Origin of the sequence: Paenibacillus sp. 32352, from assembly GCF_002042965.1 — a bacterium.
In the GTDB taxonomy this organism is placed as follows: domain Bacteria; phylum Bacillota; class Bacilli; order Paenibacillales; family NBRC-103111; genus Paenibacillus_S; species Paenibacillus_S vulneris.
Window position 1 is genome coordinate 26698 of record NZ_MZNT01000012.1, and the last position, 12497, is coordinate 39194.

Annotated in this window: 10 protein-coding genes and 1 pseudogene; 10 read left to right on the forward strand and 1 reads right to left on the reverse strand. The window is 45.0% G+C overall.

Going from position 1 to position 12497, the window contains the following annotated elements:
- Positions 1-21: 21 nt before the first annotated feature.
- The 5 genes and pseudogenes from B1728_RS25020 to B1728_RS25040 all read left to right on the forward strand — a co-directional run bounded on the left by B1728_RS25020 (position 22) and on the right by B1728_RS25040 (position 3381).
- Entirely contained in the window at positions 22-408 is a 387-nt protein-coding gene (locus B1728_RS25020; RefSeq protein WP_079913159.1) for a rhodanese-like domain-containing protein, read from the forward strand.
- 220 nt (positions 409-628) lie between these two features.
- Positions 629-1017, forward strand: a pseudogene (locus tag B1728_RS25025) (DUF302 domain-containing protein).
- Between the two features lie 223 nt (positions 1018-1240).
- Positions 1241-2626, forward strand: coding sequence for a PepSY-associated TM helix domain-containing protein (locus tag B1728_RS25030; protein WP_079913160.1), 1386 nt, complete (start codon positions 1241-1243; stop codon positions 2624-2626).
- 110 nt (positions 2627-2736) lie between these two features.
- Positions 2737-3054, forward strand: coding sequence for a hypothetical protein (locus B1728_RS25035; RefSeq protein ID WP_079913161.1), 318 nt, complete (start codon positions 2737-2739; stop codon positions 3052-3054).
- 132 nt (positions 3055-3186) lie between these two features.
- Complete coding sequence (locus B1728_RS25040) at positions 3187-3381, forward strand: hypothetical protein (protein WP_079913162.1); 195 nt, start codon at positions 3187-3189, stop codon at positions 3379-3381.
- 144 nt (positions 3382-3525) lie between these two features.
- On the opposite strand, the gene B1728_RS25045 is transcribed toward B1728_RS25040, so the two are convergent.
- The gene (locus B1728_RS25045; protein WP_079913163.1) at positions 3526-3930 is read right to left on the reverse strand and encodes a CBS domain-containing protein; all 405 of its coding nucleotides are present in this window, start codon (positions 3928-3930) and stop codon (positions 3526-3528) included.
- Positions 3931-4122: 192 nt separating this feature from the next.
- Between B1728_RS25045 and B1728_RS25050 the strand changes: the two genes are divergently transcribed.
- The 5 genes from B1728_RS25050 to B1728_RS25070 all read left to right on the forward strand — a co-directional run bounded on the left by B1728_RS25050 (position 4123) and on the right by B1728_RS25070 (position 12484).
- Complete coding sequence (locus tag B1728_RS25050; RefSeq protein ID WP_079913164.1) at positions 4123-5361, forward strand: S-layer homology domain-containing protein; 1239 nt, start codon at positions 4123-4125, stop codon at positions 5359-5361.
- Positions 5362-5427: 66 nt separating this feature from the next.
- Positions 5428-7167: a Rieske (2Fe-2S) protein gene (locus B1728_RS25055; protein WP_079913165.1), complete on the forward strand. Its 1740-nt coding sequence runs from the start codon at positions 5428-5430 to the stop codon at positions 7165-7167.
- A gap of 312 nt (positions 7168-7479) precedes the next feature.
- Positions 7480-9219, forward strand: coding sequence for a sensor histidine kinase (locus tag B1728_RS25060; RefSeq protein ID WP_483310994.1), 1740 nt, complete (start codon positions 7480-7482; stop codon positions 9217-9219).
- A 14-nt stretch (positions 9220-9233) separates the two neighbouring features.
- Positions 9234-10841, forward strand: a complete 1608-nt coding sequence (locus B1728_RS25065; protein ID WP_256865491.1) for a response regulator — start codon at positions 9234-9236, stop codon at positions 10839-10841.
- Positions 10842-10987: 146 nt separating this feature from the next.
- A complete protein-coding gene (locus B1728_RS25070) occupies positions 10988-12484 on the forward strand; it encodes an ABC transporter substrate-binding protein (protein ID WP_079913168.1) in 1497 nt (498 codons plus the stop codon).
- Positions 12485-12497 lie beyond the last annotated feature (13 nt).

Consider the following 12497-nt stretch of genomic DNA (forward strand, 5'->3'; position numbering starts at 1 on the left):
CCAAGAAAGGAGGCTACTCCAGTGGATGTCAATCTGATGATTCGAATTGCAGTCATCGCGCTCCTGGTTTGGTTTATTTATTCCTGGTTCGCCGGAGTCAAAGGACTTAGGAATTTAAGTACGGAGCAATTCCGGGAGGCCCTGCAAAAAAACCGCAATAATGTCCTGATCGATGTGCGGGAACCGAATGAAGTAAAGCTGGGGTATTTTCCCGGAGCGGTCAATATTCCATTATCGCAATTCAAGCTGCGGGGCGGTGAAATCCCGGCAGGGAAAAGCATTTATTTATATTGCCAAAGCGGAATGAGGAGCAAGCAGGCGGCACGAATCCTCCAGAAAAAAGGCTTCCGTGAGCTCGCCCACCTGCAAGGCGGCATCATGGCTTGGAACGGGAAACTATCGAAGTGAAGCAAAAAATCATTAGCTCCAGCGTGAGAGCTAATGATTTTTTTACATGAGTATAGAATAATTGCAAATACTTATTTAGTCGCTGTAGTGTAATGTTCTACATAGCCTTCTAGTGCGGGGTTGAATTATACCTCCAAATTCCGATTTATATACTATGAATTATTATAAAACGAGAAAAGCTTGATTGTAAATAAAATAAAGTTGAAAGGGAATACAAGACATGTTTCATTATACGATCGATACCGATCAAACAACCGCGCAAACAATAGAGAAATTGGAACAGCATCTGAAGGAAGAGAAGTTCGGTGTACTATGGCATCTGGATATGAGGAGAAGTTAAGGGAGAAAGGAGTAGAGCTTGAGCAACGCTATCACATCCTAGAGGTATGTAATCCAATCGAAGCCAAACGTGTACTTAGCGAGAATGCCATTGTAGGGTATTTTCTGCCATGCAAAATAGCCGTTTACGAGGAACAGGGAAAAACAAAAATCGGTCTGCCCAAACCAACGGCTTTAATTGGAATGGTAGATAACAGCGTACTCCAAACCATCGCGGAGGATGTAGAAAAAAGATTGATTTCTTGTATAGATCAAGCAGCATTATCTTAATGGAAAGAGACCGGACCTGTGCCGGTCTTTTTTGCTATGTGTTAGGTGCGAGAGCAATCAAAAGTTGTTCTCAATTTCTTCACACGATGTTAACCCTAATAGCCCTATCGGGTGATAGGAATTATGACCATAACGCGTAAAATTAAAATTGGAATTTGTATGGAAAGGAGCTGCTGCACGAGAGATAGCGAATAAAAATAATAGATAAGGATTGGGAAAAAAGATGGAGAAAAATAATTATAATCGTTTTTGGCGATGGCATTTTTATGCAGCGTTATTTATTACACCGCTTCTCATTACACTAACGTTAAGCGGTATCGGGTATTTGTTTTATCCAAATGTTGAAAATCTCTTGTACAAGAATGAATTTTTTAACAAAAGCAGCCAAACGGAACAAATAACGTTAGATCAAGGTATTGAGAAAGCCAAGCAAACCTATCAAGATTTTTCTGTTTCAAAAGTTATTGTTTTAGATGATCCATACAATACGCGTTTAACAATGATCAATGGAGCTGGAGAACAAAAATATGTATTTTTAGACTCCAATTATCAAATAGTGGGCAGTCAGAATCCCAAATATACGTTTTCTAATGTAATGAGGGACATTCATAGTTCTCTCTTTGTTGGGGGAACTGTTGTCAACTATCTCGTTGAATTGGCTGCATGCTGGACAATCTTCCTGTTGCTCTCCGGAATGTACATGACATTCAAAGGAAAGGTGTTGAAGAAGGAGCCGAATCTAACCAAACGGCAAACAAATCTGAAATGGCATGCGAGAATCGGTATAATCATTTCCATACCATTGATAATCCTTATTTTTACCGGGTTGCCATGGTCAGCCTTTATGGGCGATATCCTATACTCCACAGCGCAAAAGCATCCGTCTATCGGATTTCCAGTATTAAAACAAAATCCGCCGACATCGGATATGAAAGAAATTCCTTGGGCCACTCGTAAAAATGAACTACCGGCATCAATCGGTGGATCTCATGAAGAACATAACGGCGTGGCACATCAGAATATTATGTCTGTACGAAACGGAATGATAAACCTCCAGCAATTAATGAACGAAATTAATCAGGCCAATATTTCCAAGCCGTACTCCATCATTTATCCTAAAGACGAACATGGTGTATTCATTGTCTCTAAAGGAAGTAATTCAGGAGTGACAGGATTAGACGTTAGCCCTAATGATGAAGTAACCGCATATTTTGATGCATATAGCGGCAAAATGATTTCAAAGGTTGGTTATGAAGATTATGGGATACTAGGAAAATTGTTCACCTGGGGAATTCCTTTACATGAAGGGCATTTATTCGGATGGCTCAACAAAATTATCAATCTCCTAGTATGTGTTACGTTCCTGCTTGTTATTTTCTGGGGGTTCAAAACATGGTTGGCTCGTAAAAAGAAAAGTACTTTGTCTGCTCCGCCGAACCCAACAAGCAAGCTATCGATTGGATTTATTATTCTCATGCTGGTATTAGGTTGTATAATGCCGTTATTTGGCATTTCTTTAGTTTTGGTCTTCATGGTGGAAATCATTCTATCCTACAAAAATAGAACTAATAATGCAGGGCCTTTTAAAAATATTAATCCGCCATCTTAACTAAATAATTGGTGATAAACAAAAACTGGAAGAAACTTAATGCCGATAGATGAGGAATCATGGGAATAATGTAAACAGATATTATGGTATAAGAAGGGAGAGGAAGCCTCATGTTTGATTTATCGGAGCTCGAGAATGTTCACGCGGATATCCAGGCGGTGCACGAGATCGTTTCATCGTTTAAAGCACGCATTGACGGGAAGGAAATTGGAATTCGAATTCTAAGGAATCGGACGGATGATTACTTTTATGAGCTCAGTCACTACTATAGGGGAGCGGACCAGGCGGATCCAGAGTTTTCCGAGGAAAACCGTTTTACATCGGTGGAAGCTGCTGCAAAAGGGGCCCTTCGATCGGCTACGATGTTCTACCGAAGTACAGACGAGGGAGGAGCCTGGCATACTAACGAGTCGTACATTCTGCACTAGTTAAAATTTTGTTATTTTTTTGAAAAGCAGGACAAGCACATAGTAATCAAAAATCGTTCTTGTATAAATCCTTTACAGGCAGGAAAAAGTATTTGGGGATGAAACCTTTAAATAAGAGAGGTCTATACATTCATGCTCAAAGATAATAATAAAGAAATAAAAGAAAAAATGAACTTCCAAAAGGCAAGCTGGGAATTGCCGGAGACAGAGGCGACGGAAGCAACTATGGATCAGGACGAAGTTCCGTCCAATTACGAGAGCTTATCGACCACTAGCTATACCGATTCGACTACATTTGAAGTTAAAAAAACACCAGGCAGGCTTTAACATTTAGACTAGGAACGTTCAACTCCCATTTTAGATTATGAACCGTGACGAAAAAAAACTGAGATCGCTGTATCTCATGATATCTCTTGTCAAAATAAGCAAAGCAAAGACCCGATCTTTTCAAACGATCGGGTCTTTTTGCAATTAATCCGTAATATTCCGGGTGTAGAATTCGATGATGTCTTTACGCCGAATGATCCCAAGAAAGATGCCATCGTCATCTACGACTGGAACAAAGTTCTGATCAGCGGCAAGCGCAAGCATGTCGTCCAAATCGGCGCCAATCTTGACGCATTCGATCTTTAACCGCTTATTGATGGAAACGACGGGAATTTCATGCATCGTATCGAAAGTAAGGCCAGGTGTGGCCTTCATCTTCCATAACAAGTCTCCTTCGGAAAGCGTTCCGTAATATACTCCATTGTCCTGCAGGACCGGAATGGCCGAATAATGGCAAGCCTCCAATTTGTCTAAGGCTTCTTTCATATTGGAAGATGTCGTGATGTAAGAGACCTCATTCTTTGGATGTAGAAAAGATTTAATGTCCACAGTATCACGCTCCTTTGATATATTAAAACATATTTTGCCACGCAGTGCATATGGCAATTTCAATCAGCATCAGTAAAAATATGGTATATTTTATACATAGGCTTTAACGGAAGCATGGGGGACAGGGTATTTTTTTATAAACTGTGTGTAGCGAAAGGATCATGTTGAGTGAGAAGCAGGAGGAGAAAAAGCATGGTGAAACCAAGTAAAAATAGGATGTGGTCCGGCACGCGGCCTTGCCGTACGCGTTGCAGCGACTCAACACGCGCCGGGAGACTGAGGCTAAGCATCCTTGTTGGAGGGATATGTCTGGTACTGGCTGGTACATCGTTGATCACGGAACCGGTCCTCGCAGCCGCAGGTAAAGCATCCGCCGATTTCCACGATTTGGACAAGGCAGATGCCAAGACGAGAATGACCGTCGATAGTTGGCTAGACAAAGGATTAATCGATGGGGCGGCGAAAGATCGCTTCGGATTGACGGACCCAATCAGCCGTGCGGAATTTGCGAAATTCGTCGCACTGTCCCTAAGTCTGAAAGTGGATAAGTCGCTTTCCGTATCCCGATACACGGATGTGAGGGCGGATGATCCGCTTTACGGCGATATGCTTCCTTACATCGAAGCATTACGGGAAGCGGGTGTGATCGAAGGCGTAGGCGAGGACCAGTTTGATCCGGCCGCTCCGGTAACCAGGGAACAACTCGCCGTCTTTCTTATTCGCAGCTCATTAAAGCAGCGAGAAGCGGAAACGATGGCTGCAATAAACGACGAAACCGTATCCGACTATGCGAAACGTTACGTCACCTTGGCCGTCCAACTGTATCCGTTTTTACATGCAGACGGATTTTTCGAAGGACACAAGCCGATTACTCGGCAAATGCTGTTCCCTGCCTATGAGGTGCTGACGGCCATGCATTGCTGCACTTCCTCTAACACATTACCTAGAATAAGCAAGTCTGTACAATCGCTTGAGCAGCTTGAGAATAAAGTTTCATTATTCACTATAGCCTTTGATGAATTTATGTCCATGGACGACGCCTTAAACGACGATATGAAATACATTTCCTTACATATACAAAACATGAAAGGAGCATGGACAGAGGAGGAGCAGAAGCAGCTAAAGCAATATTTTGAAACAAAATACAAAGTGGATGTCATATTTTATTCCTACGAAGAGCTGCTTGATGGACAACGGACGGATGAAACAAAGAAAAGACTGCAAGGGATTCTTCTGAATGTAGAAAAGGTCCAATCGGACGAAACGGGCACGGTTGTGGCAATTGACGGCTACAAGTTTCGCTCTCCTTTAGGTGCCGCAGGGCAGCAGCTTATTTTAAAGAAGCAGGATAGCGGGTGGGAGGTTCAGGAAAGGAAAGGGTTCTGGATCAGCCAGATGCAGAAAAAACTTTATAAATATACATATTTATAAAGTTTTTAAAGTATGATATGGTATAAGCAAGGAAAGAACATTATACCGGGAATTGGAGGCGTTTTCATGAATGGTTGGATCCAGGCAGGTACCGTCGAAGAGCTTCGAGAGCAAGGTCCGAAGCTGATCAAAGGGGGCATTGTAGTTTTCTTTCACAAGGATGAAGTGTATGCGCTTGACAACAGGTGCCCTCACCTCGGATTTCCCCTTCACATGGGAAGCTTGTGCAACGGAATTTTGACCTGTCATTGGCATCACGCGCGGTTTGACGTATGCAGCGGCGGAACGCTCGACCCTTGGGCAGACGATGTTCCGGTGCACGAAATAGCCGTTCATGAAGGAGTGATTTGGGTCGACCCGAATTCCCGGAACGGTAATCAAGTACAGCTATATAAGGACCGGCTTCTGAGCGGTCTTGAGCAAAACATCGGCCTTGTCATTGCCAAGGCCATAGTCGGTTTAATGGAATCGGGTGTTCCCGAGTCGGAAATCGCTGCAATCGGGATCGAATTCGGGGTCAAACAGCGCAGGCAAGGGTGGGGCTCCGGATTAACGATTCTTACCGCGATGGCCAACGTCCTGCCGAAGCTTGATAAACAAGGACGGATCCTGGCGTTGTTTCAAGGCTTGCTGCACACAGCGCGCGACTCAGCCGGAAGCGGAACGCGCTTCTTGCTCGATCCGCTCCCGAATACAAGCGTCTCCGAAGCACGGTTGACGGAATGGTACCGTGACTGCATCGAGGTCCGGGATACCCGCGGCGCGGAGCGGGTGCTGCTGACCGCCGTACAGGCGGGGACGGATGAGATGCAATTATTCGCTATGATGAGCATGGCAGCAACGGACCATTTCTATATTAATGGAGGCCATACGCTGGATTTCCATAATAAAGCATTCGAGAGCTTGAAGTATGTCAGGGACGAGGAGCGCAGCTATATCCTCGCCTCACTGCTTCCGATGTTTGGAGACGCCTCACGCAGCGAAGAGCTTCACAGCTGGCAGTCGCCTGTCAATTTGGTTCAGCCGTTGATGGAAGCGTTCGAGGAGGTTTCCAAACAAGGCAATGTAACTGTAAGCGGGAACCCCGGTATCGATGATGAAGAGCTGCTCCAAGCGCTGCTCGGAGACGATCCGTTACGGACAGTTCGTGTACTGAAGGAAGCCTTGCTCGGCGGCGCTTCCCCGGTACGCATCTCGCAAATTGCCGCGTTAGCTGCGGCGGAACGGGTCGTCCGCTTCCATACGCAGAATGATTTTGGAGATTGGATTTCGGTACTGCATACGTTTACGCATGCTCATGCCGTTCATGAAGGTTTGATCCGCTCCACTAATCCATGGCTGATTCGCGGAATTTTCCATACAGCAGCTGCGATATACCTGGACCGGTTCTTGAATATCCCGGCGGCCCCAAGGCCGGTTGTGATTGAAGAGGCTGGGGAAGTGCCTCAGCCCACGGAGCTGCTGGACATTCTCGATAAGCAGCAGCAGGTAGCTCCGGCGGCGGCATGGGTGATCCGCTATCTGCGCAGCGGCGGAAAGCCTGAACCTTTATTCAACGTATTGGGTCATGCTTTGCTTAGAGAGGATGCGGAATTCCACTCCTTCCAGATGTACGAGGCGGCCGTCGCGGAATATGACCGCTGGGCTACCGAATCGGGACCGTTCGCAGAGAAAGCTCGCGAAACGATGATCCTTGCTGCTACCCGTTATTTGGCGGCTCACGCCCCAACTTCCCGCGAGAGGCCTCATACGGCAAAAATTGCATGGCGGCTCCATCGTGGCGAGAAATTATTTGAAGAAGAATAAGATGATAGGGTGTTGACAGACTTCCGAGCTTATCAAAATAATTACTTGTCGGATGACAAGATGTGAACCAATCCAGACCCGCGTATAATCGTGGGTCTTTATTTTTATCTGAACATTTCCTTGTCTCAAGTCAATGACCAGAAGCTATTCGATACAAGCTTAAATGTCGTGAAATGCATTATGCAATGTCGTGAAAACAGTAGCTTGGAAATCATTTTATTTGTTATGATTCAAAAATCGGTTCTATAATCGAAAATAGGATATAACAAGACTGTCGGGCAACGACAGTTTTTAAATTTGTAGTAGGGGTGTGTGCTTTTGAGGATCCCGCATATTTCATGGAATTCGATTCGTTTCAAACTGGTTATGGGATTACTGCTTGTAACCGTCCCTCTCATTACACTGCTGCTGTACAATAACTTCTACAGTATTCGTGTCGTGCACGACCAGGTCGCATTATCCAATAAAAATTTAATTTCTTTGTACATGGGACAGATCGATACGCAATTAAAGGATGCAGAGCGTAATCTGATCGGCTTGCTGACATCTGATTATGATATTCAATCCATGAATGCTCCGAATTCGGAAGACGAGTACCAGCTGGCCAAACATAGCGTCTCCGATAAGCTAGCAAGCGATATTGTATTATATAAATCCATCGATGCTTTTTTTGTCTATTCTCATTCCAGGAATGATTTGTTGGACGTCTTCAAGTCGACCATTTCATTTACCGACAGGGATCGGGTTGAGCAGCAATTGCGTGAATCTCTGAGCAGCGAGCCAAACCTTTCGAATAATGAAGGCAGCCGATGGTTAGTAAAGCGAATCGGAGAAGAGTACTATGCACTGCGAATTTTGAAATCGGGTGATTTATATCTCGGCGCTTGGGTCAATGTGAAGACACTGCTAGTTCCGCTCCATTTGATTGATTTAGGGAAAGAAGGAAGCGCTTTGCTCGTGAATAGTGATGGGAACGTGATGGTAAGTACAAATCCGCTGCCGGACGAGCAGATAGATTTTACAGTGGACTTCAGCGAGTATTATATGACTGGCAGCAAGAATAGTTTACTTGTTGTCGGGGAACCTTCACAGGTAGGGAATTTTAGCCTGGCTGCTGTCATTCCGGACAAGCAGATATTGCAAAACTTGCCTAATTTATCGCGGCTGACCTTGTTTATTTCTATAGTATCCATAGGATTACTGCCCATCAGTCTACTTCTCCTTCGTCATATTTTGCTAGTGCCGCTGCAGCGCTTGATTGCCGTCATGAAGAGAATTAACGACGGGAACGTCAACGTACGGGTAGAATCCTACCCTGCATCGGATGAAATTTTATTGGTTAACGAAACATTCAACCGCATGATGGGACAAATTGAAGAATTAAAGATCAACGTGTATGAAGAACAACTGAACAAGCAAAAGGCGGAGCTTCAACATCTGCAGCTTCAGATTAACCCGCATTTTTTTATGAATTCGCTTAACATCCTGTTCAATTTGGCTCAAGTGAAAAATTATGAATTGATTCAGGAGCTAACGCTATGTTTGGTTCGGTACTTCCGTTTTATGTTCCAAAGCAACCTGACATTCGTATCCTTAGGTGAGGAACTGCAGCATGTCCGTAACTACGCTCGAATTCAGGAGCTTCGCTTTCCCGGGGGCCTTACCTGTACGATAGATGTCCCGGATTTTCTTGAGCGTGTTCCGGTACCACCGCTTATCATTCAATCATTTCTGGAAAATTCAATCAAGCATGGGATCACTCTCGATCAACCGATCCATATCAGTGTATCTATCGATTTAATGGAAACTGGGTTGGAGCCTTACATTGAAATTATCGTCCGCGATACAGGAAAAGGTTTTTCTGAAGACATATTGTCGGAGATTCGTTCAGGGAATAGGGTGATAGACGAGGAGGGGGAGCACATCGGGATATGGAATGTTCAAAGGAGGCTGCAGCTGTTGTATGGCGAAGAAGCTTCTCTCTCTTGTTATAACGGTTTTCCGAGAGGTGCGGTAGTCGAGATCAGGCTGCCCTATGCTTCAGAACGGTGAGAAAGGGGATATTGATGATGCCTCAACTTTTAATTGTTGACGATGAAATTCATGCGGTTGAAGGAATATTGTCCGGGGTTCAATGGCAGAGGCTTGGGATTACGGCGGTATTAACCGCTTATACCGTGAAACAGGCAAAGGAAGTATTCGAGAGGGAGCAGGTCGACATTATGCTCTGCGATATCGAAATGCCGCAGGCTACCGGCTTGGAATTGGCGGAGTGGGTTCGAGAGAGGTATCCGCGAACGGCCACCATTTTTCTCACATGTCATGCCGATTTCAAATATGCCAAGCAAGCGCTACAGATGGGGAGTCTTGACTATATTCTCAAGCCGATACCGTTTCTTGAACTGGAAAAAACGATTCAAAAAGCGATCGAAAAAAATCTCAAAGATTCGGAGATCGAGCAGTTTAGCCAATATGGCCAATTTTGGTTTCAGCATCAACCTGTGCTGATCGAACGATTTTGGCTGGATCTTATCCATCAAGTGATTCCGGCCCGTGCGGATGCAGTGAAGCGTGCCGCGGCGGAACGTAACATCCCTTACGACGAATCTATGACTTTTATCCCGATACTGATCGGCGTTCAAAGATGGCATAAGCCGCTGACGCTCCGGGAGGAGAAAATTATGGAGTATGCTCTTAAAAATGCCGCGGAAGAAATGATTATTGGTGATCATCAAAAAGGACAAGTGGTTTCATTAGACAGAGGCCTGCTTGCTATATTACCGGCAACCAGCCGTGACGATTTTGAAATGTCGATGGAGCGGGCGTGCAATCGTTATATTGAGGCCTGCAAGCAATATTTCTCTTGCGATCTTTCATGCTATATCGGGGATGCCATTCACGGGCAAGATATGTTCGGGATGGTTAAGGCACTCCGTGACTTGGAGAGAAATAATGTAGCCTATAATAATAAAGTGTTCTTCATTTCCGACGTTTCGTTACGATCATCACTCCACGTGCTCCCGGACATGGGGGTTTGGGCCGTTATGCTCAAGGAAGGCGAGTATGGCAGGGTGCTTCAGGAGGCTACCGCTTATTTGGATGGGATGCTGCAGCGGGATACTGTGGATGCTACGCTGCTCCATCAATGGTATCAGGATTTTCAGCAAACGATGTATGTCGCTCTTCAAAATAAGGGGATTCAAGCGCATCAATTGTTTAGCGACAGCATTTCTTTAGATGCGTCGGCAAACGCGACCCGCTCCGTTACCGATTTGGTTTCCTGGATGAATCATGTCGTTAATCGAGCGCTGGAGTACGTTAACACTGTGGAGCAATCTCAGAGTGTGGTCAACCGGGTTATCGGATATATCAAGCTTCACTTGGCAGAGGATTTGTCCCGTGAAGAGATCGCAAATCACGTGTATCTAAACCCCGATTATTTAAACCGGCTATTCAAAAAGGAGACGGGAATGGCCATTTCCGATTACTTGTTTCAGGAAAGGCTTAAGCTTGCGCAGGAGCTGTTGTCGAAAACCGAGATGCCGATCAGTGCAGTTGCTTCGCATATCGGGTATGCGAACTTTTCGCATTTTTCCCGGATGTTTAAGAAGTATACCGACATGAATCCGAATGAATATCGCCAAAAACACCAGCAAAAGGGACAGAAGGATTAGATAGTCTGCAAATGCACATTGAAAAGTCGTGACCGGAGCAGTGCCATAATTGCAGCGGAAGTACAATAGGCGTATATTCACCTTTTGAATCCGCTTGCTCGCAATCGGTTTCAAGGTGAACGACACTACGCAAATGGGGGAGTACCATGAGGAAGAGATTTACAGCAGCAAGCGGGCTCGTAATAGGGTCCATGCTTTTCTTATCCGCTTGCGGCGGAAATAATGGAGGCGGCGCTTCTGGAGGGAATGCCTCGAACAAGAAATTGCCGGAATTGAACATCGCTTATCCGATTTTTGGTTCGGTGCCGAAAGACTTGCCGGTGGTGCAGGACTCTATTAACAAAATTGCGCAGCAAAAGATCAACGCTACTGTGAAACTGACGCCGATCAGCTTCGGGAATTGGGAGCAGCAGGTCAACCTGATGCTAAGCAGCAATGAGAAGTTGGATCTGATGGTGGTTACGAGCAGTCTTTACAGCAGTTTGGTTGCCAAAGGTCAAATCATCGCGTTGGATAAGTTGCTTGAAGCTCAAGGACAAGGAATTAAACAATCCATGGACCCGGCTTACTTGAATGCTGTAAAAATCGGCGGATCGACGTACGCAGTGCCCACAATTCGAGATTTTGCCGCTAGCCAGGGCTTGACCATGCGGAAGGATCTTGTCGAGAAATATCAAATTGACGTCAGCAAAATTCATACGCTGGATGATGTAGAAGCGGCATTGAAGTTAATCAAGGAGAAAGAGCCGGATTTGACCCCGCTGGTTCCTGGTAATATCGGCAGAACGATGCTCGATTCTTATCGATGGTTCGATATGCTCGGTGATTCGATGGGAGTGCTTCCAAATTACGATAATAACCTAAAAGTCGTGAATTTATACGAAACACAGGAATATGCCCAGTTCGTGCAAAAGATGAGAAGCTGGTACACATCCGGGTTGATTTTGAAGGACGCTGCCACTAATAAGACTTCTCAGTTCGATCTATTAAAATCTAACCGCGGCTTCGCATACTTTTCCAATATGAAGCCGGGATTTGAGGAGCAGGAATCGAAGAGCAGCGGCGTACCAGTGGTGACAGCCAACCTGGTTAAACCGGTCTCAACAACGACAAACGTCACGAGTATTATGTGGGGCGTACCCGTTAATTCCAAGATGCCGGAAAAAGCGATGGAATTCCTTAATTTAATGTACACCGACAAAGATATCGTCAACCTGTTCGATTGGGGTGTAGCAGATAAGCATTACGTCGTTAAATCCGGCAATGTGATTGATTTTCCACAAGGTGTAGATGCTAAAACCTCTGGCTACAGCTTGAATATGGGCTACTTATTCGGCAATCAATTCTTGTCTTACGTGTTTAATGGAGAAGACCCTAATATTTGGAAAAAGATGGATGATTTCAATAAGTCGGCTATAAAATCCAAAGCGTTGGGCTTCACGTTCGACGCTACATCGGTTAAGACGGAGTATGCCGCCGTGTCCAACGTGATCACTCAATATAAACTTCCGCTTGAAACGGGAAGCGTCGATCCGGATAAGATATTGCCGGAATTCATATCCAAGCTGAAATCCGCCGGTATCGATAAAATTATCGCTGAAAAGCAAAAACAGCTTGACGAATGGGCGAAAGGTAATAAATAAGACGAAATTCGTT